Consider the following 24,038-nt stretch of genomic DNA (forward strand, 5'->3'; position numbering starts at 1 on the left):
TTCCACCTCAGGTCGCCACGAGTGTGGGCTCTCCATGAGCTGCCGCGTCGTCAGGGCAGGGTGCGCTGACGCCCTTGATCAGGAGGTACCCGAGCATTGAGACCTCGGCAAGGATCACCACTGGAATGAGGATGGGTGCCGACACCGCGTCCGCGAGGTCGGGGACCAAGAAATGCAGCACGACGTCGATGAGGTAGGAAACGGATCCGAGCATCAGGAGAGCCCCGATAAGGCGGGGAAACAGGACGGACCGGTACGCCAAGAGACCCAGCGGGAACAGCCAAAGGCCAAAGAAGATCTGCGCGATCAGGTACCCGTTGTGCTGCAGGTCGAGCAGGAGCAGGACCAACGTGTCCGAACCCTCTTCACCGAAGGCGCTCGCGTAGGAAGCGTCGGTCGCGACCAGCAAGGCTCCCAGTTGGTTAAGCATGTTGAGGCACGTGATCGCCACGGAGACCACGACGAAGGCAACCATCGCACGGGCCAACGGCTTGCTCACGTGACCAAGTAGCCGATACAGCGCCAGGACGACGAACAGCATGAGTGTCGCCTGCGCCAGATCGGCCGCGAAGCCGATCCGGACCAGTTGCGTGTTCGCCGCGAGGTTGTCCGCGGTGGTCGCGGCATCGTCAGCGACGTACACCCTCGCGCGTACGTAACCGTGGGCGAAGCCACCGAGGATCGCGACAGCCAGGTAGTAGAGGCCAGCACCCCGGGCGAGACGTACTTGAGACGTCATGACGAGTTCCCGCTAGGCCAAGGCGCCGATTGGCCGCCGCGGTAGGTCGCCAGCGTCGCGGCGAGAGCGCGGTCGATCGGAGTTGCTCGAACGTCGAGCTTGGTGGTCATCTTGCTGCTGTCGACGATGAACGGTTCCTCGAACTGGTACTGCATCTCGAGGAGTTCCCGCACAGTCGGGTTGAAGAGGCCGAGGCCACGCAGCATCAGCGGTGGCAGGGCGCGAACTCTCGTGGTGGGTTGGCCGGCGTGCCGGTAGACGAGGTCGACGAGCTGGCGGGTGGTGCGCGTGTCGGGGTCGTTGGGAAGGTGCCACACCTCGCCGGGGGCGTCGGGATGTTCACCGAGGACGGCGAGGCCTTCACCGATGTCGGGGATGTAGCTGTAGGTGTGGGGCTGGTCGAGGTCGCCGAGGACGCTGGCGGTCTTGCCGGCCAAGGCGGCGGGGAACACCCGGTCACCGACGTTCGACTGGGCGCCGCCGTGGTGGCCGAAGTAGTCCGAGGCGCGGCCGATGGCGACTTCGACCCGGCCGGCTTGGTGGGCGGCGAGGAGCTCGCGGGCCATCCTTCCCCGGAGCTGGCCCTTCTTGGTGTGGGCGTCATACGAGCGGTCCTCGGTGAGCGGGCGTCCAGCAGGTCGTCCGTACATGTAGACGTTCTCCATGCTGACCAGGCGGGCGCCGGTTGCGTGGGCGGCGGCGAGCACCCCGGCCTGCAGGGCGGGGAATTGTGCGGTCCACTCGGCGTAGGGCGGGTTGAGGGTCTGGTACACGACGCGGGCGCCCCTGGCGGCTGCGGAGGTGAAGCCGGGATCGCGGGCGTCACCTGCGACGATCTCAACGTCGTCGGGCACGGGTGCGTGGCCGGAACGGTTTACGAGCCGGACGCTCTCGCCGCGGCGTCGGAGCGCCTCGTACGTTGCGAGCCCGATCGCCCCGGTGCCGAAGATGACGTGCTCCGAAGTGGTCATGTCGTCGCCTCGATCCGGGCCTGCTCGGGTGCCTGGTTGGCACTCGCGCGGTAGGGAAGCATGGAGTGGAGCAGCAGCCCGGACAGTGCCGAGAAGGTCACGGCTCCGTAGGCACCGAAGATGGTGAACTGCTGCTCGACATGGATCTGGCCGAGGGTCGTGACGGTCCAGCCAAGCGCCCAAAGGGCGGGCACAGCGGCGGCCCACAGCCATCGCTGGCGGGACTGTCGCGGGAGGGCCAGGGTCTGGGCGGGGCCGAGGACGAGACCGGTGAGGGCGCCCATCAGGGCCAGGTCGGCCAGAGAGGTGCCGTAGTCGACGACCACGGCGCCGATGAGCAGCCCGACTCCCATGCCCACCCCGGTCGCCGGGATCCAGCGGCGAGGGTCGAGGCGTCGACGGCTGGCCAGTGCCTGCCCGGCACCAAGAGCAAGCCCGGTGACCGCGCCGCCGAGCAATGCCGCGGTGGGGTTGTCGACGCGGCCGGCGGCGCCGCCGCCAGCCAAGCCTGCGAGGGGGAAGGCCAGGAAGCCAGCGGTCCACAGCAACCAGGTGCGGGTGAAGGTGGGTCGAGATGCTCCGGATCGGGTCATGGCGGTCAGCTCCTAGGGTCTGGGGTGTGTCGGCGGGTTGAACCCACCGTGGGCGCCGCCCCTGACGATTCGCTGACGGCGACGCCGTCTAGGCGTCACTGGCGCGTCAGCCTTTCCCGCGCTGTCCTGCTTCGGGCCGGCCGCCTTCGTTATCCTCGGTGTCAAGAGGCGCGCGTGTCGGCGCCCATCCCTGGGGCTTGCCGGAGATGCCAACGTGAACTGCGATCGACAGATGGCGCGAGTACTCGGGGCAGACCATCGTGCCCCCACCGCGGGGCGTCTGAGGTCGTTACCCCGATGACCCCTCCCCCCTTGTCGAATCGTCTCCGTGCCCTCAGCCCGAGGGCATGGGGGGCGCTGGCGGTGGTGGGCTTGGTTTGCGCCTTTTCGCTCAGCTCCACGCTGGTGAAGAGCGCAGAGTCCCCGGGCGTCCTGGTCGCGTTCTGGAGGCTGGCGATGGTCAGTGTCCTGTGGAACGTCTATCTCCGCTTCACGGGCAGACGGGTGACTCTGCGTCACGTACGGCAAGCGTTCATACCTGGGGTGTTCTTCGGGGTGAACCTCGCGACGTTCTTCGTCGGGGCGACGAACAACAGCGTGGCCAACGCCGCGTTGATCGGTTCGCTCTCACCGTTCCTGATCGTGCCGCTCGGTGCCAAGCTCTTCACGGAGTACCACGATCCGCGTGCGTTGGTGTTTGCGCTCCTGGCTTTCGGCGGTGCGGCCGTCGTGCTGATGAACGCACCATCCAGCGGGGACGCGTCGGTACGGGGGAATGTCTTCGGGGTTCTGGCGATGTTTCTGTGGGTCGGCTACGTCGTGTCCACGCGACACTTCCGCCGGGACATGGATGTCGCCACTTTCATGTCCACTATCAGCCCCATAGCCGCTGTGGCTGTGGTTCCGCTGGCGATCGCGAACGGGGACGTATTTGGAATGAGCGGCACGGGCTGGACGTACACGCTGTTACTCACGTTCGTCATCGGCGTCGCTGCCCACGGCCTTCTGGTTTTCGCACAGCGGACGATCCAGATCGGCACGATCGGGATCGCTCAGGTGGCCCAGCCCGCCCTTGCCGTCGTGTGGTCGTTCCTGTTGCTGGGCGAGACAGTGCGTCCCTGGCAGATCGCGGGTATCGCGATCGTCATGAGCGGCTTGGTGGCCTTCTTGGCGCTGAACGAACATGGCAGCCGGGCCCGACGGGCTGCGGACCCGAGCGAAGCGGTCATCGCGACGAGTGAGACATCCGGACCGGTGGTGCTGCCCGCCGACTCCCCCGAGCCCCCGGTACGACGCCCGCGATCGCTTGGGTTCCTCAAACGGTCCGCCTCACCCAGTGAGCGTCGGTTCGGTCGCGGTCGGTGATGTAGTGGGGGGCAGCTGCCAGACGCCCATCTGCCTTCTCACACAGGTCACGCGCCGTGCCGGTGTCGCCGGCTGCGGCTGTGATGCGGGCGAGCGCATCGAGGGCGAACACCTCGACCGGGGCGTCGTCCTCCCGTTGGGCTTCGTCGAGAATGGTTCGGAGACGTTCTTCGGCGCCCGGTCGTTGATCCGCGGCGTCCATGGCGGCCAGCAGGCACTCGCCGAGCGCGGCCTGCTCGCCACCGCCAGCGTTACGGTGCCAGGCAGTCGCGGCTTCGAGTGCCGACCGCGCTGCCGCGATCTGTCCGGCCGCACGCAGAACTCGACCCAGATGTACCCGGGCGAGGGCGGCCAGCCGCACGTCACCGGTGGCCTGCGCCTTGTCGATCGCCAGCTGGAGGGTTGCTGCACCTGAGTCGTAGTCTCCGGTCTGGCATTGCGCCCGGCCAAGATTCGTCACCTGGTACGCCTCGGTCTGTTTGAAGCCGAGCTGTCGCGACTGTTCCGCGGCGCGGCCGAGGTAGAGGACGGCGTCGTCGAACCGGAGTTGGAGCCGGGCCAGCTCGCCGAGGATCGCGTCGCCGCGAACATGGAGCCACGGATCCTCGACCGTTTGTAGCCAGTGCTGTACCTGATCGGCAGCCTCGACGCTGTGCCGCTGGTCGCCTGCGGAGATCGCCGCTCTGGCGGCGAACAGCCAGTTCGCTGTCTGGTCCCACGGCCGGTCGAGCGTGTCGTAGATGGCACGGCTGCGCTCAGTCAGCTCCATCGCTCGACGGAACTCGCCGTGATGGGAGACGACATAGGCGAGGTAGTACGAACAGCGGGCCTGCAGGTCCACGTCGCCTGTCTGCTCGGCCAAGTCCGTAGCCACCGCGATGTGGTGGCGCGCGAGCTCGAGATGACCCGTGGACGCTTCGATCCAAGCCGCGATCAGGAGGACGCCAGCTCGGTCGTGGACCAGGGTCTGGTCGCCGACCGCGTCAAGTGCGGTCAGGATGCGTTGGGCGCCTCTGCTGTCGCCGAGGACGACCCAGGACCAGCCGAACCCGGTCACGATGCGCAGCGCCAGCATCGGGTCGTGGACGGCACCCCAGGCCAGTGCGGCGTCGATGTTGGCGCGCTCGGTCCGGGCGAACGACAGGTGCTCGGCTTGGCGGGCACTCCGCACTCCTTGGGTGGAGGAGGCGGCTGCCTCGGCGAACCAGGCGGCGTGGGCCGCCCGGGCACGATCGTTCAGCGCGGCGTCGGCCATTGCGTCGAGCGCGAATGCCCGGATGCTGTCCAGCAGCCGGTACCGCACCGGATGGCCACCGCCCGCATCAGCAGCCGCACCCGTGTCATCGACGATCACCAGCGATCGGCTCGCGAGCCGGCCGACCACGTCGATCGCGGCGGCTGCCGGCACGTCGAGGGCTTCGAGGACGAACTCCACCGCCGGCAGGGGTGCCCCACCTGCGAACGTGGCCAGCGCCCACAGGCCGCGCTGATCGTCGGGAAATAGCAGGTCGTAGCTCCACGAGATGGTCGACCGCAGCGAGCGACGTCGTTCCGGCTTGCGGCTGGTCGGGTCGGCCAGGACCAGGAACGGGTCCTCGAGGCGCCGGGTGATCTCCTCGACGGACAGTGTCTTGGTGCGTGCCGCAGCGAGCTCGATCGCAAGAGGCAGACCGTCCAGGGACCGGCACAGGGCGCGCACCAGGGCGTCGTCAGGCGCGTTGGCGCGGGTTCGGTGTTGGGCCTGGGCTCGGCGGGTGAAGAGCTCGACGCCGTCGGAGAGCGCCAGCGGGGCGAGGTCGATGACGACCTCCCCGTCGATGTCGAGCGCGACCTGGCTGGTGCACAGGATCCGCAGCCCGGGGGCGGCATCGAGGAGTCGCATCGCTAGGGCAGCTGCGCCGTCGCGGACGTGTTCGCAGTTGTCGAGAATCACCACCGCGGAGGCGTCCTTGAACGACTCGAACAGCGCCGCCTCTCCGCCGGGGCCGTCGACGGCGCCGACCAGCGCGTCGACGACCTCCTCGGGCGTGCTGACGCTCTCGAGCCGGGCCAGCCAGATCCCATCGATCGCCAACGACAACGACGTGGTCAGACCGCGGCCGACCGCCAGTGCCACCGCCGTCTTCCCGACACCGCCCGGCCCCACGATCTCCACCAGCCGCTCGTGGCCGAGGAGGTCGGAGATGGCCGCCACCTCGTCGTTGCGACCGACCAGCTCCGATGCCATCGACGGAAGGTTTCCGGAGCGCCGTGGCGTGCGGACCCGGGCGGCTGGGCGGGCGGGGACCTCGAGCGCGGCGTCCTGCACCAGGATCCGGTGCTCGAGCTCTTGGAGCTTCGGTCGGGGGTCCAGCCCCAGTTCGGTCGCGAGCTGGGCCCGGACCTGCTGGTAGGACGCCAACGCGTCCGCCTGGCGTCCGGCTCTGTACTGAGCGGTGATCAGTAGCTCCCACAGGCTCTCCTGGAACGGGTGGGCGGCGACCGCCGCTTCAAGCTCACCGATCACGTCGCCGACCTCCCCGAGCCGCAAGCGCGCCCCGAACTGAATCTCCAGCAGCGTCACCCGCGCCTCCTCGAGGCGTGCCCGGTACGGGGTGGCCCAGTCGCCGTCGCCGGCGGCTTGGAGCACATCGCCGCGGAAGAGCCGCAACGTAGAGGCGCACAGGTCGGCGGCACCCTCGTCGTCCCCGGACTCGTACAACCTGGACGCGCTGGTCGCTGCGCTCAGGGCGACGAGCGCGTCCACGTCGGACGGTTCGACGTCGAGCGCGTACCCGCCCTCGCGGCTGGAGACCACGGGCGGGTCGCCGAGCGCCCTGCGCAGCATCGTGATCTTCGACTGCAACGTGTTGCGGCGGGCGCTGACGCCGTTGACAGCCCACAGGTCATCGACGAGCCGGTCGGCCCGGATGAGCTCGCCCGCCTCGAGCGCGAGGCGCACCACCAGCTCGGAGGTCTTGCCGGTGGGGACGGCCACATGCCGCCCGGCGCGGGTGACCGCGAGGGCACCCAGGACCGCCACGGTAAGCACCCTCCGAGGGTATGCCTGCCCGAACCGGGCCGGTGCCATGTCGCCGTCAGCGGATCATCAGTGCCGCCGTGGACGGTGAGGGCATGCGCATCGATATCGAGGTCCTGCTCCGTCAGCTGATCGGCGGCGACGACACTGCGCCGGCCGCGATCCTCGATCTGGCCGAGACCAGCGACTCCCCCCGGCTGTTGGTGGCGGCAGCGCTCGTGGCCGCCGAGCCGCAGCCGTACCTGACCCGGGCCGCGCACAGCGCAACGGCGACCAGGGACCGGCAGCTCGTCGCGCTCGCCACCGCCCACCTCAACAACGACGCGGACCTGCTCGACGCCCTGGCCCGCGACCACCTCTCGGACCATCCCGACAGCGTCCTCGCCGCCTGGATAGCAGCCCAACACACCCGCACCGGCCCACCCCAGCCCAACCAGCCCTGATCTGAGACCAACGAGAGGAACGCCACCATGTTCGCTGCACGTTCGAAGAACCGTCATAGCCAGCTCGAGCACACAACCGGTTCGTCGCTCACCCAGCGGCTGGCCCGGGCCGCAGCGGTACATCCGTGGCGGATCCTGGTCGCGTGGGGGCTGGTCCTGGTGGCTTCCATGGTCGCCATCGCGACCCTGATCGGGTCGGCATTCACCTCCGACGGCAGCATTACCAGCAACCCCGATTCGATGCAGGCCGAGCAGGTCCTCGCCGAGAACTTCTCTCAAGCCGACCGGATCGACGACGCCGTCATCATCTACTCGGCCGACCTCACCGCCGACGACCCGGAGTTCCGGGGCTTCGTCGGCGACGTCCGGTCCTCAATCGAGGCCACCGGCGCCGCCCACACCGTCCGAGACCCCTACGCCACCCACGGGTCCGGCATCTCCGACGACAGGCACGCGGCCGTCGTAACCCTGGTCCTCGGGCCCGACCCCGAGACCGGGATCGTGGAAGTGATCGACGAGGTGGTCGCAGCGGACGCCGACGCGGCGTTCGTCGTCGACGTCACGGGCACCAACACCCTCGACCACGACTTCACCGAGCTCTCGGAGTCCGACCTGACCAACGGTGAGCTGAAGATCGGGCTCCCGGCCGCGATGATCGTGCTGGTCCTGGTCTTCGGTGCACTGGTAGCCGCATTCCTCCCCGTGAGCATCGCCATCTTGTCCATCATCGTGACCGTCGCGATCTCCTCGGTCCTCGGCCAGTTCACCTCCCTGTCCTTCTTCATCGTCAACATGATCACCGCGATGGGGCTCGCGCTCGGGATCGACTACAGCCTCTTCGTGCTCTCCCGGTACCGCGAGGAGCGGCAAGCCGGTCGCGACAAGATCGGCGCGATCATCGCCACCGGCGGCACCAGCAGCAAGGCCGTCTTGTTCTCCGGCAGCTCGTTCGTCGTGGCCCTGCTCGGCCTGCTCCTGGTCCCGGACACCATCCTGCGCAGCCTGGCCCTCGGCGCGATCATCGTCGGCGTAGTCACCATGACCGCCGCCCTCACCCTGCTCCCCGCCCTGCTGTCCCTGCTCGGCGACCGGGTCAACGCACTCCGGCTCCCGATCGTCGGCCGCGACCACCCCGCCGAGAGCCCGTTCTGGACCAAGGCCGTCAGTGCCGTGGTCCGCCGCCCGGGCACCTTCCTGGCCGCCGGCCTGCTGGTCCTGCTCGCCGCCGCCCTCCCCGTGCTCGGTCTGCACACCGGCACCGCTGGGGTCAGCTCGCTTCCCGACGACAGCTATGCCAAGGCCGGCGCGCTCGCGCTCGAGCGCAGCTTCCCAGGCACCACAACCACCGACCCCGCCCAGGTCGTCATCTCCGGAAACGTCACCTCCAGCGACGTCACCGCAGCCATCGAGGAGTTTGAGGCGTCGGTTGCCGACGACCCGGACTTCGGGCCCTCGCAGCAACGGGTCGCTGAGAACGGCCAGGTCGCAGTAGTCAGCGTCCCCCTCATCGGCGACCCGGACCACGCCCAGGCCCGCCGCGGCCTCGAGCGGCTCCGCAACAACCTGATCCCCGCTGCGTTCGACGGGACCGACACCGGCGTCCTGGTCGGCGGCACCACCGCAGAGAACGTCGACTACTCCGACGTCATCAACAAGTGGCTGCCGATCGTGCTCGCCTTCGTGCTCGGGCTGAGCTTCATCCTGCTCACGCTGGTGTTCCGCTCGCTGGTCCTCGCCGCCACAGCCGTGGTGCTCAACCTGCTCTCGGTTGGCGCGGCCTACGGACTCCTTGTGCTGGTGTTCCAGCACGGCGTCGGGGCCGACCTGATGGGCTTCCAGCAGGTAGAACGAGTCGAGGCCTGGGTCCCGGTCTTCCTGTTCTCCGTGCTGTTCGCGCTCTCGATGGACTACCACGTCTTCCTGCTCAGCAGGATCCGGGAACGCTACGCACAGACCGGTGACACCAACGAAGCAGTCGTGCACGGTATCGCCGCCACCGGCCGCCTCATCACCGGTGCCGCGCTGATCATCGTGGTCGTCTTCACTGGCTTCGCCGCCGGCCAGCTCGTGATGTTCCAGCAGATGGGCTTCGGCGTCGGCGTCGCGCTGCTCGTCGACGCCACGCTCATCCGGATGGTCGTCGTCCCGGCGGCCATGGCCCTGCTCGGCAGGTGGAACTGGTACCTGCCCAGCTGGCTCGGTTGGCTGCCCGAGCTCCACGTCGAGGGCGACACGGAAACCTCGGTATCCCCGGCCGACTTACCCGCACCTGTGCCCATGCCCGTCTAGGCCCAACCGTCCACCCACGGGAGCTGGCGCACTGACCAACTCGCTGCCAGCCCCTCGGTCCTGAGGCCGAATGAACTTCCTCTTGCGGCACCACGCATCACGGCCACCAGGCACCGTAATGCCACCTTGCGCCGGGCCCACCGACTGGGCCTGCTGGCCCGGCGCCGCAGCCCGCCCCGCTCGGCCCCTCGAGCGATCGCTCCGGGAGCACTGCAAGCCCCGTTTCGGCCCGCCAGCCACGAAGACGGCCGAAGGTCACCCCGTCGCTCACCACACGATGTGACGACCACTCACCACATCCGCTCCTAGCTTGCAGTCATCAAGACAGGTTCCGGCCACGATCAGCAACCGCCTGGACCTCACGAACTTTGGAGACGGACATGACCACCACCGCACCCGAGACCATCGCCTGGCCCACCGCTCAGGTCATGAGTGCTCCGCGTAGCAAGACCCAGCCGTCGAGCGGCTCCCGGCCCCAGCCGAGCGAGTCGATCCTCGAGGACGCTGTCCTCGCCCGGCTCGTCCAGCAGGGCATCCGCGACCTGGCCAGGCACAGCAGCGCCTACGCGGCAGCGATGGCCAACAAGCCGGGCGCCCGCTTGGCGCACCACGTCGCAGTCGGGTACGTCGGACAGCTCAGCGAGAGCGGGCGTGCTGCCCTGGCGGACCTCTACCGCCTGACCCAAGCCGCACTGACCGTGGAACCAGGCCTCGACACGAACACCTTCGTCGACCGAGTCACGGGACGCCGCGACCCGCGCCAGGACCACGCGTGCTGAACCCACGCTTCCTCGGCAGTGCTCGTCGCCGTCATGGCGTACGCCGGACCGGCCCGCAGGCGGCGAACCTTGCTACCGCGACACCAGGTCCGCGCTCACCTGCCACAGGCGCGCAGCGGTGCTCCGGTCGTAGCTGAGGTCCGACGACCGCTTGGCCCGGCTGTCCGAGAGGTAGCAGCCGGTGACGTGCGCCAACCCAGGATCGCAAGCCGCGTGGATCGACGTGGCGGCTCCCTTCGCGGGACTCTTCATCAATGGTCGGATGAAGGGGACCACGAACCGCTGCGTGCGGCCGGGGTCCTCCCTCCCGAAGCGTGTGCTCACGACGCCCGGGTGCAGCGCGTGGGCGACGACGCCACTGCCCTGCAGCCGTCGGGCCAGCTCGTAGGTGAACAGGACATTGGCGAGCTTTGACTGGTTGTAGGCCCGAGCGCCGGAGTAGGACCGTTCGCCCTGGAGATCGTCGAAGTCGATCGTGCCCTGGGCGTGTGCGTGGGACGCGACCGTCACCACCCTCGAGCTAGCGCCCAGCTTCAGCCGATCCAGCAGCAGCTCGGTGAGCAGGAAGGGCGCGAGGTGGTTGAGCGCGAAGGTGTGCTCCAACCCGTCACGCGTCACTCGCCGCGTGTTCCAGTAGCCCCCGACGTTGTTCACCAGTACGTCGATCCGCGGCAGGCACTCGAGGGCGTCGGCGGCCAGGCGTCGTACCTCGGACTGCGATGACAGGTCAGCGACGAGTACGTCGACCTGTGCGCCGGAGGCCGTGCGGATCTCCCGAGCGACGGCCCCGGTGCGGCCTGCGTCCCGGCCAGTGATCGCGACTCGTGCGCCCATCGCGGCCAGGCCTTCGGCAGTGGCCCTGCCGATCCCGCCCGCGGCGCCGGTGACCAGGACGATCCGTCCGCTCATCGCCCCGCGCTGTGCGTGTTCCATCCTGTCGCTCCTGGTGTCGTGCCGCCGACTACTTGACCTCTGCCCTCATCACGAACCCGAGTCCGATCGCCAGAGGGATGAGCAGCCAGGTGACGCCGGTGACGGCGATGTTGGCCCACTGCTCCCCGGTCAGTGCCCGGTCGAAGACGAAGAGTCCGCTCTGCGCGAACTGGATGTCGAGCCATGGCTGCAGGTCGCGGAACCACTGCTGGCTCTCGGCGAGCAGGCTGAAGATCGTGGGAAGCACGAAGGTGAGGACGAAGTAGGCCACGATGGCACCCGTCGACGACCGGATGAGGACGCCCAGCATGAAGCCGATGAGCAGGCTGAGGACCATGCCGAGGACGTAGTAGAAGCATTGGGTCAACGTCACGTCCCACACCAGGGGTGTCCCGGTCACGGCGGCGCCCGCGAGGTTGCCGAGCGCCCCGACTGCGAAGGTGAGGGCCATGGCGGCGGTGGCGATGAGGACCGCGGAGATGGCCTTGGCAGTGATGATCCTGCTGCGGTGCGGGATGAGGGTGAACGTGGTGAGCCCCGTGCGTTGGCTCCATTCGCTGGTGACCGCCAGGATCGCGATCAGCGGCAGGATGACCACCACAGGAAAGCGGATGGCGGTCGCGAAGGTGGAGTAGGTGAGCTGACCGTCAGGTGCCCACAGGATGACGCCCCCGGCCGCCAGGACCGCGGAGATGGCGATGCTGGCGATCAGCCAGAAGCCGGAGCGGGTGTTGAACATCTTGCGGAGCTCGACCTTCGTCACCCGCACCAGGGGCACGTGGGGGCTCGCGGGGACCGCTCGGCCCATGTGGTCCGCGACGCTGGCACTCATGGTGTTGCTCCTTCTCGCTGGGAGGTGGCGGTGAGCTCGAGGAACATGTCCTCGAGCCCGGCGTCCTCGGTACGCAGCTCCGTCAGGGCGACGCCTGCCTCCAGCGCGACCTTCCCGACCAGGCTGGTGTCTGCGTCGGTGTGCAGGCTGCCGTCCCCGGCTCGGGTCGTGGCGATGCCGATCTCGCTGAGCGCGCTCTGGAGCAGGCCGAGGTCTGCCGACCGGACCACTGTCCCCGCGCCGTGCAGGAGCTCGCTCTTGGAGCCCTGGGAGACGATCCGGCCGTTCCCGATCATGACGATGTCGTCCGCGATGACCTCGATCTCGTGGAGCAGGTGCGAGGACAGCAGGACGGTCCCTCCGCGGTCTGCGTAGCCCCGGAGCAGGTCACGCATCCAGCGGATGCCGGCGGGGTCCAGCCCGTTGGCCGGCTCGTCCAGGATCAGCACCTCCGGGTCACCGATCAGGGCAGCAGCGATGCCCAGGCGTTGGCGCATGCCCAAGGAGTAGTTGCCAACTCGTCGGGACGCCTCGGTGGGGGTGAGGCTGACGACCTCCAGCATCTCGTCGACGCGGCTGCGCGGCAGGCCCATGTACAACTGGGCGACGGTGAGGATCTCGCGGCCTGTGCGACCGGCGTGCTGAGCAGAAGCGTCCAGGAGCACGCCAACCTCGAGGCCAGGGTTGGGCAGGTCGACGTAGTTGCGTCCACCCATGGTGACGGTGCCGGCCGTTGCCCGGGTGAGCCCGACCATGATCCGCATGGTGGTCGACTTGCCGGCCCCGTTGGGCCCCAGGAATCCCGTGACCCGGCCTGACCGGGCGACGAAGCTGACGTCGTCCACCGCGGTGAACCCCTTGTAGCTCTTGGTGACTCCCTCGACGGTGATCATGAGGGGGCACCGCTTCCCGCCGGCACCGGAACGGGCGTGAGTCCCTGCTCGGGTTCCCCTTCCGGGACGTCGATCATGCCGCGGCCCTCGGCGTCGATGTGGGGCAGCAGGCGATCGAGCCAGCTCGGCAGCCACCAGTTGCGATCGCCGAGCAGCTCCATCGTTGCCGGGACCAGCACCATCCGGACGAGAGTTGCGTCGATGAGGACGGCAGCCCCGAGGCCCAGGCCGAACATCTTCGTCAGCACGGACTCCCCCAGCACGAAGGAGAAGAACACGGTCACCATGATGGCGGCGCTGGCGGTGATGACGCGGGCCGACTTGGCCAAGCCGTCGGCGACGGCGCGGGCGTTGTCGCCGGTTCGGTCGTACTCCTCCTTGATCCGTGAGAGCAGGAACACCTCGTAGTCCATGGAGAGGCCGAACAGGATCGCGAAGATCCCGATCGGCAGCTGGATGGGCACCGGGGTCGCCTCGGGGATGCCGACCAGGTCTCCCAGCGGCCCCCCGCCGGTGGCCAGGGCTAGGACTCCGAATGCCGCGCCGGTCGCCAGGACGTTCATGACGACGGCCTTGAGAGGCACCAGGACCGAGCCGAACACCATCATCAGGAGCAGGAAGGACACCAGGAGCACGCCGCCGAAGAAGAACGGCAGCCGGTCCGCGGTCCCCCGGGTGGAGTCGACGTTGGCGGCGATCATGCCGCCGACGTGGACCGTCAGGTCGGTGCTTGCGGTGGCTGTGGGGATCTCCTCGTCGCGCAGGAGGTCGACGAGGTCCTCGCTGGCGGCGTCCTGGGGCGACGTGGCAGGCGTCAAGCTCAGCACCGCGGTGTCCCCGGACTCGTTCACGACCGCGGGGGCGACGTAGGCCACTCCCTCGACGTCGCCCAACGAGGCCCCGAGCTGGTCGGCAGCATCCTTCAGGTCGCCCGCCGCGCCTTGGACGGTCAGCACCATCGGGGCTGAGAAGCCTGGCCCGAACCCGTCGGCCAGGAGGTCGTACGCCTGTCGGGTGGTGGAGGTCGGTGCGTCGTTCTCGGCATCGGGGAAGCCGAACCGGATGCCGAGGAACGGTGCCGCCAACGCGAGGAGGACTGCCAGTCCACCGATCGCTGCGATCCACGGGCGGCGCTGGATGAAGCGGCTCCACCGGAACCATCGGGAGGCGTCGTAGGGACGGACCTGCCTGCTCACGAAGGGCACGTGCAGGCGTTCGATGCCGTGCCCGGCGAAGCCGAGGATGGCGGGCAGCAGCGTCAGGGACGCGGCGACGGTGACGACGACGGCGAGGACGACCGTGAAGGCGAATCCGTTCATGGCCGGCTGGCCCATCAACAGGATGCCGAGCATCGAGATGACGACCGTGATCCCGGCGAACAGGACCGAGCGACCGGCCGTGGCGATGGCGGTGGCGGTCGCGCGCCGGGGGTCCTGACCGGCGGCGAGGCTGGTGCGGTAACGCGTGACGATGAGGAGCGCGTAGTCGATACCGACGCCGATGCCGACCATCGCCGCTGTAGCGGGAGCCCAGTCGGGTACGTCGACGACCCGCCGCAGCACCTCCCCCAGCGCCATCGCGACACCGAGCCCGAACAGGGCCGTCACCAGGGGCAGCCCCATGGCCACGACGGATCCGAAGGTGACCAGCAAGATGATGGCGGCCGCGACCAGTCCGATCACCTCCGAGCCGACGGGTGGTGCCTGCGACAGAGCAGCCACTGCGCCCCCGACCTCGACCTGCAGGGTGTCGTCGCCCGCCTCGAGGATGGGATCGACGAGAGCAGCGGCCTGAGCGGGAGTGAACTCGTTGACAGTCGAGCTGAGGGCCACGTCGGCGTACGCCGTCGTGCCGTCGGCGGAGATCTGGGTAGCCCCGCCCGCCACGAACGGGCTGGCGATCCCCACGACGTCCTCGTTGCGCGCCACCTCGGCGAAGAGCGCCTCCGCCCTGGCCTGCACCTCGGAGGACGTCACCCCGCCCTCCGCGTGCAGGACGACCTGGACGGTGTCGCCCGAGCGTTGCGGGAACGTGTCCTCCAGTGTCTGCGACGCGGCGCGCGACTCCGACCCGGGTTGGAGGTAGTCCTGTCGGAACTCCCCGCCGAGAGCACCGGCGAGGAGGAAGGACACCACCAGCGCACCGAGCCAGCTGACGACAACGAGGCGCCGGCGCCGGAAGCACCAGTCAGCGAGATTGACCAACATGTCGGGCTCCTCAGGTCGAAAGATCGAGATCCCTCGACGCTAGGGACGCGACGTCCGTCGGACGATGGGGCTGGCAGCAGGACTGCGGAGGCCAGCACCACGTCAAGCGCGCGGCACCACCACTAGAGTCGTGGCCATGGCACTGCGGGTCGTCTTCGCCGACGACAACTACCTGGTCCGGGAGGGGGTCGCCGCACTGCTGACCGAGGCCGGCGGCATCGACCTGGTCGATGTGGTGGCCGACCCCGAGCTGTTGCTGGCGTCGGTGGCCGCTCACTCCCCCGACGCGGTGCTGACCGACATCCGAATGCCCCCCACCCACACCGACGAGGGCATCGTGGCTGCCAAGCGGATCCGCTCGGACCATCCCGGCACGGGGGTCGTCGTCCTGTCCCAGTACGTCGAGGAGGACTACGCCTTCGCCCTGCTGTCCGACGGGGTTGCCGGAATGGGCTACCTGCTCAAGGAGCGCGTCAGCGACCTTGACGAGCTCGTCCGTGCGCTCACCGCGGTGGCCCGCGGCGGGTCGGCACTCGACCCGATGGTCGTCGAGGTGCTCCTGGCGCGGCGAGCCGGCGAAGGTCCCCTGCTCGGACTGACGGACCGAGAGCGTGAGGTCCTGGCGGTGATGGCCACCGGTCGCAACAACGCCACCATCGCCAAGACGCTGTTCATGAGCGACCGCGCGGTCGAGAAGCACATCGGCTCGGTGTTCCAGAAGCTCGGGCTGGTCGACGAGCACGAGACCAACCGGCGCGTCATGGCCGTCCTCGCCTACGTCGAGGCCAAGGGCGGCTGAAACCCCCGGCGCCCGTTGGGTGCGGCCAGCCCCACCCCGGGGGTACGGGCGGTGTCCTGTCGCGGTGCGGAGATCAGGCGCACACTCACAGCATGAGGATCCGCCACGACACCGGCCGGCTCCACAACCACGTCGTGCACCGGATGGTGGTGTGGCTCGGGTTGGCTGTCTTCGTCGTCAGCGTCTACGCAGTGGTCGTCCGCGGCGCAGGAGCGATCATCGGCCGTACGGACTCCCCCAGCGTCACCTTGTCCGTGCTGGCGACAGCGACGGTGGCGTTGTCCTTCGCGCGCGTACAAGCCGCTGTAGAGGGATGGGCAGGGCGACTGCTCGGCGGCACGTCTGCGGCCCCGTACGAGGTCCTCCGCCAGTTCTCCGAGAGCGTGCCCGAGGAGGAGTCGACCGAAGACCTGCCCGCACGGATGGCCCGGCTGCTCGCCGAGGGGACCGGAGCCCGGTGGGCCCAGGTGTGGGTGTCCGTGGCCGGGCGACTGAACCTGGCAGCGACCTGGCCCCTGGACACCGACGCCGTCGAGACACCCCCGGCTCTCCTGCCGGAAGCGCACGATGCTGCCGGCCCGGGTCTGCGCGCCAGGGCCGTGACGCACGGCGGGGAGCCGCTGGGCGTCCTGCGACTGCAGGAACGCGCTGGCCTGCCGTTGTCCTCGGTCGAGGAGAGGCTGTTCACCGACCTTGCGGACCGGGCTGGGCTGATGCTGCGGCTCGTGGGTGTCAGGGGCGACCTCGAGCTCAGGCGCGGCGAGCTGCTGGCACGAGCCGACGAGCTGAAGGCCTCGCGACGGCGGCTCATCGAGACCCAGGACGCCGAGCGACGCCGACTGGAGCGAGACCTCCACGACGGAGCCCAGCAGCACCTGGTGGCGCTGACCGTCAACCTCCGCCTGGCGCAGACCCTCTCGAAGAGCTCACCGGTTCGTGCTGTCGCACTGCTCGGCCTGCAGGCCGACGCGGCCACGGTCGCGATAGAGACGCTCTCCTCCCTCTCGCGTGGGATCTACCCGAGGCTGCTCTCCGAGCAGGGCCTGGTGGCGGCGCTGCGATCCGCTGTAGGCACCAGCGCGATCCCGGTGACGATCGTCGCCGACGGGATGGTGCGACTCCCCGCGGCCGTCGAGGCGGCGTTGTACTTCTGCTGCATGGAGGCGGTGCAGAACGCTGCGAAGCACTCGGGTGCCGGCAGTGTCACGGTGCGCCTCGACGACCACGTGGGGACGTCACAGCTCGTGGTGACCGATGACGGTGAAGGCTTCGCCCATGCCGACGCCCATTCGACCGGGGCGGGCCTGGCCAACATGCGGGACCGGCTGGACGCCGTCGGCGGAACCGTGAGCGTGACATCACTGGCGGGCATCGGCACCACGGTCACGGCTCTGGTCGACCATCGGACGGCCTGACGTGCGCGCGCGGATCGCCTGGGCGGTGGTCGGCATCGTGATGGTCGCGACCGTCCTCGACACCGTGTTCACGGCCGCACACCGCTCGCTGTGGAACGAGGCGACCTGGGCCGAGCACGGATGGCCCCTGACTCCGCTGGGCAACTTGGGCTGCGCCCTGATGGGGGCGCTCATCGTTCGGCGCCATCCCAGGCACCCCATCGGCTGGTTGCTGTGCGTGGCGAGCCTGCTGTCGGTCACCCTGGCCGCAGACGCGTACGGCATCTGGGCGCTCGACGAGGGCCACCCCCGGCAGGAGACCTGGGGCCACGTGGCGCTCTGGGCAGGACCGCTGCTCGGCTGGCCGGCCTTCGCCGCACTGGTGCTGGTGTTCCTCATTGCACCGGATGGCCACCTGCCCTCGCCGCGGTGGCGCTGGGCCGTCTGGGTCACCGGGACCGGCCTCCTCCTGCACACGCTGGGGACGCTGACGACCCCGCCCGGGGACTTCGTCTACGGACAGCGGAGCAGCACCCGAGCCATCACCGAGCCACTCCTCACAGTGGGGTGGATGCTGGTCGCGGTCGGCCTGCTCGCCTCGGCGGTCTCGTTGGTGGTGCGGCTGCGGCGCTCACGAGACGACGTACGCCGCCAGCTGCTGTGGATCGCCTGCGCGGCTGCGCTCCTGGCGGTTGGGGTGGCGGCGATCCTGGCGGTGCCGCGGCTGACAGGCGTCGAGGGCACGTGGCTGGCGGCATTGCCGCTTCGGGTGGCCCAGGTCGCGGTGCCGCTGTGCGTGGCGGTTGCGGTGCTTCGCCACCGGTTGCTCGAGATCGACGTGATCGTCAACCGCGCCGTCGTTCTTGCCCTCGCCACCGTGCTGGTGGCTGCCGGTTACGTGCTCGTCGTGGTGACGGTGGGCCTCGCGGTAGATGGTGGGACCAGCGGCTTCTGGCCCTCGCTGCTCGCGACCGCCGTGGTGGCGCTCGCCTTCCAGCCTCTACGGAGCTGGGTCGTGCGGGTGGCGGACCGGCTCGCGTTCGGCACGGCGGCCGCGCCGTACGAAGCACTCACCGACTTCAGTCGGCGCCTCGGCACCAGCCCGGACCCCTCGGCGCTGCTGCCCGCGGTCGCCGAGGCCGCGGCCCGTGCGGTCAACGCGACCCAGGCTGTGGTCGTGCTTCATGTGGACACAGGCCGCGACCAGGCGTCGAGCTGGCCCCCCGGCCGGCTGGGCGAGCCTGAGGCTCCCAGGCTTGAGATGCCGGTCCTGCACCTCGGCGAACGGCTCGGCAGCATCACGTTGACGATGCGGACCGGTCATCCGCTTCGTCGCCGCGAGCACCAGCTGCTCGCCGATCTGACCGACCAGGCAGGACTGGCGTTTCGCAACGCGCGGCTCACGGTCGAGCTTTCGGGGCAGGTGGAACGGCTGGGCCAGCGCACTCGCGACCTGAGTGACTCCCGACGTCGGCTGATCAGCGCCAGCGACGCCGAGCGCAGCCGTCTCGAGCTGGCCATAGCCGGTCAGGTGCTTCCACACCTGCGGCCCCTCCCAGAGCGTTTGCGACGGCTGTCCGTGATCGATGATCGAAGCACCGAATCGAACGAGTCGCTCCTCCTCGACTCCCTCGTCGAGGCGTTGAACGCGGCGCTGGAGGCGCTGCGAGAGATCACCCGCGGCGTCTTTCCCGCCCAGCTCGCTCGTTCCGGTCTTCCCGCAGCGCTCCAATCCCTCTTCGCACGGTCCGAGGGCAACCGGCGTCTCGTGGTCGACGAGCACGTCGATGGTCGGCGCTTCGACTACCGGGTCGAGGCCGCCGCATACTTCTGCGTCGCTGAGGCGACGCGGGTCTTCGCAGACCCTGTCCACGTTGCGCTCTCGGCTGTTGACGACGACCTGCGGGTGGCGGTCACCGGCGGCGACGGGGGCCAGCTGCCGCTGAGCCACATCCGTGATCGCGTCGAGGCCGCGGGCGGGTCCGTGTCGGTGGACAGCACGGACGGTCTCACGACCCTGGAGGTGTGGCTCCCAGGCCCGCGTCAGTCTGTCGCTGCTGCCCACGCCTCGCGCAGGCGGTCGGGTCCGAAGGCCGACTTGGTGACGTAGGCCGCCGCCCCGCACTCAGCGATGAAGCGCGCGCCTGCATCCTCGTCGTACGTCGAGAGCAACAGCACTACGGGCGGCGATCGGTGCGCGCGCAGGCGCCTCGTGGCTTCCAACCCGTCGATCCCGGGGAGGTTGACGTCCATGAGCACGAGGTCGGGGAGGAGGGCACCGGCCTTCACGATCGCCTCCTCACCGGAGGAGGCCTTGCCCACGGCTTCGAACCCGAAGGTTTCCTCGATCACAGCGCTCATGGCGCGCAGGAAGGGTGCTTGGTCGTCGACGATCAGCACACTCACGACAGTCATCTCCGGCACACCTCCTCGGAACAGTCTGCTGAGGCATGGCTCTGGCGAGGAGGGGGTGAGCCGCACGACCGAGGTGATCAACCCCAGCGACTCGGCGGTCTCACGCGGTGGCCGGGAGAGATCCTGACGCCGATTCCCACACCTCACGGAGCCGGTCCGGTCCGAACGCCGCCCGGGTGACGTACGCCACGGCCCCGCACCAAGGAACGAAGTGGGCGCCCTCATCCTCGTCGAAGGTCGAGACCAACAGCACCACCGGCGGGGAGGGACGCGCCCGCAGCCGGCTGGTCGCCTCTACTCCGTCCATCCCGGGGAGGTTCATGTCCATCAGCACCAGGTCGGGGAGCAGTTCTGCCGTGGCCACCATGCATTGCTCCCCTGATGGGGCCTCCCCGATGACCTCGAATCCAGCGGCTTCCTCGACCACCGCACGCATGGCCCGCAGGTACGGCGCCTCGGCGTCGACGAGCAGCACTCGCACGTCAGTCATGACAACACCTCCTCATTGGATCTTCCGGCTCATGGACCAGGCACGCGATGGGGTGACCCGCACAGAACACGGGCTCTACCCCTCGCTCACCTGGTGGGCAGGCGCGCTCGGGAGCGAGACCACGACCTTGCCCCTCGTGTGGTCGGACTCCATGTAGTGCAGCGCGGACGCAGCGTGGTCGAGACCGAAGGTCCGGTCGACGACTGGCGAGATCGTTCCCGTCGCCACGAGGACGGCGAGATCCTCCAGGACCTCCCCAGCAGGACTCGCCAAGGGCGTGAACACCGTCGGCCCGCGACGACTCTTGCCCAGCTGCGCCCTCACCAGGAGACCGATCGGACCGACGAGCCGCCCCTCTCCCGGCACTCCTCCACCCGACAGGACGAGGCTGCCCGACGGCTGCACCAGCCCTCGCAGGTCGCGCAAGGACCGGTTGCCGACCAGGTCGATGACGAGGTCGTACGTGGATCCACTGGCAACGAAGTCTTCGCGGGCGTAGTCGATCACGCGCTGAGCGCCGAGGAACCGCGCCTGGTCACTGTTGCGGGCACTGCAGACGGCCGTCACGTGGAGCCTCATGGACGCGGCGAGCTGGATGACGAACGTGCCCACGCCACCCGACGCCCCGTTCACCAGCACCGTGGCGCCCGGGCGAGGGTCGGCTGCCCGCAGGCACTCGAGTGCGGTCGTGGCGGCCAGCGGCAATGCTGCGGCTTGCTGCATGCTGACCCCGTCCGGGACCCGGGCCATGGCAGCTGTCGGCGCGACGACGTACTCGGCGAGCGTCTGGGTCGCCTCACCGAAGACTCGATCGCCCACGGCCCAGTCGCTCGCGCCCGGCCCGACGGCCTCGACGACGCCGGCGTAGTCCGTCCCGCGTACGCGGAGCCGAGGCCCGCGCCAGCCGAACAGGGAACGGTCCATCAGGCGGGCAATCCTCGGCTCGCCGCGCATCACGTGCCAGTCGCGGGCGTTGATCGAGGCTGCCTCGACACGGACCAGCACCTCGCCTTGCCTGGGCACGGGACGGGGTACGTCAGCCAGGCGGAGCACGTCGGGCCCGCCGTAGCGGTCCTGGACGAGGGCCTGCATGGTCTGGGCAGCCACCACGAGGGCGGGACTTCCGTCATGGAGTGCCTCGCGAGGCGCCATCTCACTTCACCTCCGAACGGACCAGGGTCCACAGGCCGACGACGAGCGGCAGGAGCAACCACAGTCCGCTGGTGGCTGCGAGCTGTGACCACTGCTCGGAGTCGAACGAGCCCCGCAGGAGGGCGGTCAGCTGGTAGTCGAGGTCGACCCAGGGCTGCACGTCCCGGAACCAGTCCTGCGTCATGGCGAGGAACCCCAGGAGCGGCGAGATCACGAACGAGAAGACGAAGAACGCCACGATCGCGCCGGCTGAGTTGCGGATCAGTGTCCCGCAGACCAAGCCCATCATCAGCGCGAGCGCGAGCGAGAGCAGGAGGTAGGGCACCGCAGCGAGGTCCTGGTCCCACACGGTCTCGTTGCCCGAGATCCACGATCCCACGACGTTCCCGCCAGCCCCGACCACGAACGCGGCAGCGGTGGCTGGCAGGGCCACGGACACGAGAGCCAGGGCCTTGCCGAGCATGATGCGTCCGCGGTGAGGAACGATGGTGAACGTGGTGAGCCCGCTGCGCTGGGTCCACTCAGCCGTGACGGAGAGGGCGGCGATGATCGGCAGGATCACCGACATCGGGAACGCGATGGTCGTGGTGAAGGTGCTGTAGGTGAAGTCGTCGTCGGGCGCCCAGGCGATGACGGCTCCGGAGGTGAGCACGGAGGCGAGGCCGACGCTGGCGAGCAACCAGAGCCCCGCACGGGTGTCGAAGGACTTGCGCAGCTCGACCCCGACGATCCGTCGCATGGGGATGCGAGCCGTACGAACCGGCTCCTGGGTGGGTGTGACCGGCCGCCCTTCGGCGACCCTGTCGAGCGTCTGGGTGGTCATGCTGCTGCTCCTTCTCGTTGGGTGTCGGCGGTCAGCTCGAGGAACATCTCCTCGAGCCCGGCTGTCTCGGCAGGTCGTAGCTCGATGAGTGGGATGCGCGCATCCGTGGCCACCCGTCCCACCAGCTCCGGGTCGGCGTCGACCCGCAGCACGCCGGGCGAGGTGACGTTCGACGCCATCCCGGCGACGTCGAGGGCCGCCTGGAGGTCCGCGGGATGCCGGGTCCGGAGGTGGGTCCCGGCGCTGGCGAGCAGCTCGGCCTTGGTGCCGTGGGCCACGATGCGGCCGTTGCCGATCACGATGATGTCGTCGGCGACCACCTCGATCTCGTGGAGCAGGTGGGAGGACAGGAGCACCGTGGCACCTCGGTCCGCGTACCCGCGGAGGAGGTCGCGCATCCACCGGATGCCCGCGGGGTCGAGACCGTTTGCGGGCTCGTCCAGGATGAGGACGTCGGGGTCGCCGAGCAGGGCGTGGGCGATCCCGAGGCGTTGCCGCATTCCGAGGGAGTAGTCCCGCACCCGCCGGCCTGCCTCGTCGGGAGTGAGGCTGACGAGCTCGAGCATCTCGTCGACCCGGCTCCGCGGGAGTCCCATCATCTGCTGGCTCAGGCGGAGGATCTCCCGACCTGTTCGGCCGGCGTGCTGTGCGGAGGCATCGAGGAGCACACCGACCTCGAGCCCGGGGTTCGGCAGGTCGGCGAAGCGTCGACCCACCACGTGTGCACTGCCGCTGGTGGGCGGGGTCAGTCCCGTGACGATCCGCAGCGTGGTGGACTTCCCGGCTCCGTTGGGACCGAGGAATCCGGTGACGCGGCCGGCGCTGGCGGTGAAGCTGACGTCGTCCACGGCAGTGAAGCCGCCGTACGTCTTGGTGACTGATTCAACGGTGATCATCGAGGGTCCTCCTGGGTGGCGGGTCGAACGGGCTGGATGGGCAGGGATGCGATGGCACGCGAGCGAGCACGGGGCAACCGGACGATGGCTTCCGCGGCGGCGAGGTTGATCGCCCAGCCGACGGCGGTGACGGCGTCGGTGACGAGCGTGCTGGTGCCGAAGGCGGCCTGACCGAGACCGATGGTGAGGACCTGGGTGCCGGCACCGAGGCCGAGCGCGTAGGCGCGGATCATCCACGCACGGTGGGTGGCGACGTCCCTGGCAAGGATGGCGCGCAGACCCAGGACGAGGCACAGGATCATGCCGACGCCGAACAGCAGGCGCGACCAGAACAGCAACGGGCCAGTGCCGACCTCGGTGGGGTAGACGACGGTCATCCACAGAGCGGATCCCGCCGCGGCGAGGCCCAGTGGGACGAGGACCCGACCTGCGGCTCGATGCCATCGCAGCCTGCGGCGGCGCAGTCCTGCGGAGAACTGGAAGGCGCCCACGAGCGAGTACGCGATCGCGCTGGCGATGTGGACGACCAGCGCGACGGGCATGGACGGGTGGTGCGCGTCCTCCGGCATGATGGAGGAGCCGGTGGACACGTCAGCGAGCCTGAGCGAGCCAGCGATGACCGGCACCAGCGACAGTGCGACGAGGGCGAGTGGCACGCGCCAGGTGGGCGTACGTCGCTGCACACCCGATCCGGCCGGTGCGCTCGCGGTGCGCGTGGCGCTCATGTCCGTGGCTCCGCTGGAGTGTCCGGAGCCTCGTGGGTGACCTCGAGGAGCGTGAGACCGAGGTCGCGGACCCTCTCGATCAAGCCGTGAAGGGCTGCCTGGTCGCCGACTCGACCGCGCATGACCGTGGTGCCGTCCTCGCCCTGGCTGAGGGACATGCCGTCGAACCAGGTGCTCCACCTCTGGTCGAGGCGTCCCTGGATGCGGATGCGGTACCACCCCGGATCTGACACGGGTTCGATGTCGGTGTGCGGTTCGTCCATGCCGCGGACGCTAGGGGC

Annotated in this window: 22 protein-coding genes; 7 read left to right on the forward strand and 15 right to left on the reverse strand. The window is 69.3% G+C overall.

What is annotated here, in order from left to right:
• Positions 1-7 precede the first annotated feature (7 nt).
• From J3P44_RS08590 to J3P44_RS08600, 3 genes are read right to left on the reverse strand one after another with little or no spacing between them, the layout of a single operon-like run.
• Positions 8-739: a DUF4386 domain-containing protein gene (locus J3P44_RS08590; RefSeq protein WP_255889889.1), complete on the reverse strand. Its 732-nt coding sequence runs from the start codon at positions 737-739 to the stop codon at positions 8-10.
• Complete coding sequence (locus tag J3P44_RS08595; RefSeq protein WP_255889890.1) at positions 736-1,710, reverse strand: NAD-dependent epimerase/dehydratase family protein; 975 nt, start codon at positions 1,708-1,710, stop codon at positions 736-738. The genes J3P44_RS08590 and J3P44_RS08595 overlap by 4 nt, the downstream gene beginning before the upstream one ends.
• Positions 1,707-2,303, reverse strand: a complete 597-nt coding sequence (locus J3P44_RS08600) for a hypothetical protein (RefSeq protein ID WP_255889891.1) — start codon at positions 2,301-2,303, stop codon at positions 1,707-1,709. Before J3P44_RS08600 ends, J3P44_RS08595 begins: the two co-directional genes overlap by 4 nt.
• Before the next feature lie 405 nt (positions 2,304-2,708).
• Between J3P44_RS08600 and J3P44_RS08605 the strand changes: the two genes are divergently transcribed.
• On the forward strand, positions 2,709-3,668 hold the full coding sequence (locus J3P44_RS08605; protein WP_255889892.1) for a DMT family transporter: 960 nt from the start codon (positions 2,709-2,711) through the stop codon (positions 3,666-3,668).
• Here the strand turns inward: J3P44_RS08605 and J3P44_RS08610 are convergent.
• The gene (locus tag J3P44_RS08610; RefSeq protein WP_255889893.1) at positions 3,619-6,699 is read right to left on the reverse strand and encodes an AfsR/SARP family transcriptional regulator; all 3,081 of its coding nucleotides are present in this window, start codon (positions 6,697-6,699) and stop codon (positions 3,619-3,621) included. The genes J3P44_RS08605 and J3P44_RS08610 overlap by 50 nt on opposite strands.
• Before the next feature lie 83 nt (positions 6,700-6,782).
• Here J3P44_RS08610 and J3P44_RS08615 point away from each other — a divergent pair, with 83 nt between their 5' ends.
• The 3 genes from J3P44_RS08615 (at position 6,783) to J3P44_RS08625 (ending at position 10,198) form a co-directional block, all read left to right on the forward strand.
• Entirely contained in the window at positions 6,783-7,130 is a 348-nt protein-coding gene (locus J3P44_RS08615; protein ID WP_255889894.1) for a hypothetical protein, read from the forward strand.
• 27 nt (positions 7,131-7,157) lie between these two features.
• A complete protein-coding gene (locus tag J3P44_RS08620; protein ID WP_255889895.1) occupies positions 7,158-9,419 on the forward strand; it encodes an MMPL family transporter in 2,262 nt (753 codons plus the stop codon).
• A 380-nt stretch (positions 9,420-9,799) separates the two neighbouring features.
• On the forward strand, positions 9,800-10,198 hold the full coding sequence (locus J3P44_RS08625) for a hypothetical protein (RefSeq protein ID WP_255889896.1): 399 nt from the start codon (positions 9,800-9,802) through the stop codon (positions 10,196-10,198).
• A 72-nt stretch (positions 10,199-10,270) separates the two neighbouring features.
• On the opposite strand, the gene J3P44_RS08630 is transcribed toward J3P44_RS08625, so the two are convergent.
• From J3P44_RS08630 to J3P44_RS08645, 4 genes are read right to left on the reverse strand one after another with little or no spacing between them, the layout of a single operon-like run.
• Entirely contained in the window at positions 10,271-11,131 is an 861-nt protein-coding gene (locus J3P44_RS08630; protein ID WP_255889897.1) for an SDR family oxidoreductase, read from the reverse strand.
• Between the two features lie 28 nt (positions 11,132-11,159).
• Positions 11,160-11,963, reverse strand: coding sequence for an ABC transporter permease (locus J3P44_RS08635; RefSeq protein WP_255889898.1), 804 nt, complete (start codon positions 11,961-11,963; stop codon positions 11,160-11,162).
• Entirely contained in the window at positions 11,960-12,856 is an 897-nt protein-coding gene (locus J3P44_RS08640) for an ABC transporter ATP-binding protein (protein WP_255889899.1), read from the reverse strand. Before J3P44_RS08640 ends, J3P44_RS08635 begins: the two co-directional genes overlap by 4 nt.
• Positions 12,853-15,063, reverse strand: coding sequence for an MMPL family transporter (locus tag J3P44_RS08645; protein WP_255889900.1), 2,211 nt, complete (start codon positions 15,061-15,063; stop codon positions 12,853-12,855). The genes J3P44_RS08640 and J3P44_RS08645 overlap by 4 nt, the downstream gene beginning before the upstream one ends.
• A gap of 136 nt (positions 15,064-15,199) precedes the next feature.
• On the opposite strand from J3P44_RS08645, the gene J3P44_RS08650 reads away from it, so the two are divergent.
• From J3P44_RS08650 to J3P44_RS08660, 3 genes are all read left to right on the forward strand, one after another.
• Positions 15,200-15,862 carry a response regulator transcription factor gene (locus J3P44_RS08650; protein ID WP_308212242.1) on the forward strand — a complete coding sequence of 221 codons (663 nt, stop codon included), beginning with the start codon at positions 15,200-15,202 and terminating at the stop codon, positions 15,860-15,862.
• 92 nt (positions 15,863-15,954) lie between these two features.
• Entirely contained in the window at positions 15,955-17,277 is a 1,323-nt protein-coding gene (locus J3P44_RS08655) for a sensor histidine kinase (protein WP_255889901.1), read from the forward strand.
• Between the two features lies 1 nt (position 17,278).
• A complete protein-coding gene (locus J3P44_RS08660) occupies positions 17,279-19,366 on the forward strand; it encodes a sensor histidine kinase (protein WP_255889902.1) in 2,088 nt (695 codons plus the stop codon).
• Here the strand turns inward: J3P44_RS08660 and J3P44_RS08665 are convergent.
• The 7 genes from J3P44_RS08665 to J3P44_RS08695 all read right to left on the reverse strand — a co-directional run bounded on the left by J3P44_RS08665 (position 19,300) and on the right by J3P44_RS08695 (position 24,020).
• Entirely contained in the window at positions 19,300-19,671 is a 372-nt protein-coding gene (locus J3P44_RS08665) for a response regulator (RefSeq protein ID WP_255889903.1), read from the reverse strand. The two genes, J3P44_RS08660 and J3P44_RS08665, sit on opposite strands and share 67 nt — an antisense overlap.
• Before the next feature lie 100 nt (positions 19,672-19,771).
• The gene (locus tag J3P44_RS08670) at positions 19,772-20,161 is read right to left on the reverse strand and encodes a response regulator transcription factor (protein WP_255889904.1); all 390 of its coding nucleotides are present in this window, start codon (positions 20,159-20,161) and stop codon (positions 19,772-19,774) included.
• Between the two features lie 75 nt (positions 20,162-20,236).
• Positions 20,237-21,313: an NAD(P)-dependent alcohol dehydrogenase gene (locus J3P44_RS08675; RefSeq protein WP_255889905.1), complete on the reverse strand. Its 1,077-nt coding sequence runs from the start codon at positions 21,311-21,313 to the stop codon at positions 20,237-20,239.
• 1 nt (position 21,314) lies between these two features.
• Entirely contained in the window at positions 21,315-22,136 is an 822-nt protein-coding gene (locus J3P44_RS08680) for an ABC transporter permease (RefSeq protein ID WP_255889907.1), read from the reverse strand.
• Positions 22,133-23,032, reverse strand: coding sequence for an ABC transporter ATP-binding protein (locus J3P44_RS08685; RefSeq protein ID WP_255889908.1), 900 nt, complete (start codon positions 23,030-23,032; stop codon positions 22,133-22,135). Before J3P44_RS08685 ends, J3P44_RS08680 begins: the two co-directional genes overlap by 4 nt.
• Positions 23,029-23,757, reverse strand: coding sequence for a DUF2306 domain-containing protein (locus J3P44_RS08690; protein WP_255889910.1), 729 nt, complete (start codon positions 23,755-23,757; stop codon positions 23,029-23,031). The genes J3P44_RS08685 and J3P44_RS08690 overlap by 4 nt, the downstream gene beginning before the upstream one ends.
• Entirely contained in the window at positions 23,754-24,020 is a 267-nt protein-coding gene (locus J3P44_RS08695; protein WP_255889911.1) for a DUF8691 family protein, read from the reverse strand. Before J3P44_RS08695 ends, J3P44_RS08690 begins: the two co-directional genes overlap by 4 nt.
• Positions 24,021-24,038 lie beyond the last annotated feature (18 nt).

The organism is Nocardioides astragali, from assembly GCF_024436375.1.
Taxonomy (GTDB): domain Bacteria; phylum Actinomycetota; class Actinomycetes; order Propionibacteriales; family Nocardioidaceae; genus Nocardioides; species Nocardioides astragali.

What these genes read in the sequence shown, in the direction of transcription:
- J3P44_RS08590 (WP_255889889.1), bottom strand. Translation starts at nt 739, where the DNA reads ATGACGTCTCAAGTACGTCTCGCCCGGGGTGCTGGCCTCTACTACCTG.
- J3P44_RS08595 (WP_255889890.1), bottom strand. Translation starts at nt 1,710, where the DNA reads ATGACCACTTCGGAGCACGTCATCTTCGGCACCGGGGCGATCGGGCTC.
- J3P44_RS08600 (WP_255889891.1), bottom strand. Translation starts at nt 2,303, where the DNA reads ATGACCCGATCCGGAGCATCTCGACCCACCTTCACCCGCACCTGGTTG.
- J3P44_RS08615 (WP_255889894.1), top strand. Translation starts at nt 6,783, where the DNA reads ATGCGCATCGATATCGAGGTCCTGCTCCGTCAGCTGATCGGCGGCGAC.
- J3P44_RS08620 (WP_255889895.1), top strand. Translation starts at nt 7,158, where the DNA reads ATGTTCGCTGCACGTTCGAAGAACCGTCATAGCCAGCTCGAGCACACA.
- J3P44_RS08625 (WP_255889896.1), top strand. Translation starts at nt 9,800, where the DNA reads ATGACCACCACCGCACCCGAGACCATCGCCTGGCCCACCGCTCAGGTC.
- J3P44_RS08630 (WP_255889897.1), bottom strand. Translation starts at nt 11,131, where the DNA reads ATGGAACACGCACAGCGCGGGGCGATGAGCGGACGGATCGTCCTGGTC.
- J3P44_RS08635 (WP_255889898.1), bottom strand. Translation starts at nt 11,963, where the DNA reads ATGAGTGCCAGCGTCGCGGACCACATGGGCCGAGCGGTCCCCGCGAGC.
- J3P44_RS08640 (WP_255889899.1), bottom strand. Translation starts at nt 12,856, where the DNA reads ATGATCACCGTCGAGGGAGTCACCAAGAGCTACAAGGGGTTCACCGCG.
- J3P44_RS08645 (WP_255889900.1), bottom strand. Translation starts at nt 15,063, where the DNA reads ATGTTGGTCAATCTCGCTGACTGGTGCTTCCGGCGCCGGCGCCTCGTT.
- J3P44_RS08650 (WP_308212242.1), top strand. Translation starts at nt 15,200, where the DNA reads ATGGCACTGCGGGTCGTCTTCGCCGACGACAACTACCTGGTCCGGGAG.
- J3P44_RS08655 (WP_255889901.1), top strand. Translation starts at nt 15,955, where the DNA reads ATGAGGATCCGCCACGACACCGGCCGGCTCCACAACCACGTCGTGCAC.
- J3P44_RS08665 (WP_255889903.1), bottom strand. Translation starts at nt 19,671, where the DNA reads ATGACTGTCGTGAGTGTGCTGATCGTCGACGACCAAGCACCCTTCCTG.
- J3P44_RS08670 (WP_255889904.1), bottom strand. Translation starts at nt 20,161, where the DNA reads ATGACTGACGTGCGAGTGCTGCTCGTCGACGCCGAGGCGCCGTACCTG.
- J3P44_RS08675 (WP_255889905.1), bottom strand. Translation starts at nt 21,313, where the DNA reads ATGGCGCCTCGCGAGGCACTCCATGACGGAAGTCCCGCCCTCGTGGTG.
- J3P44_RS08680 (WP_255889907.1), bottom strand. Translation starts at nt 22,136, where the DNA reads ATGACCACCCAGACGCTCGACAGGGTCGCCGAAGGGCGGCCGGTCACA.
- J3P44_RS08685 (WP_255889908.1), bottom strand. Translation starts at nt 23,032, where the DNA reads ATGATCACCGTTGAATCAGTCACCAAGACGTACGGCGGCTTCACTGCC.
- J3P44_RS08690 (WP_255889910.1), bottom strand. Translation starts at nt 23,757, where the DNA reads ATGAGCGCCACGCGCACCGCGAGCGCACCGGCCGGATCGGGTGTGCAG.
- J3P44_RS08695 (WP_255889911.1), bottom strand. Translation starts at nt 24,020, where the DNA reads ATGGACGAACCGCACACCGACATCGAACCCGTGTCAGATCCGGGGTGG.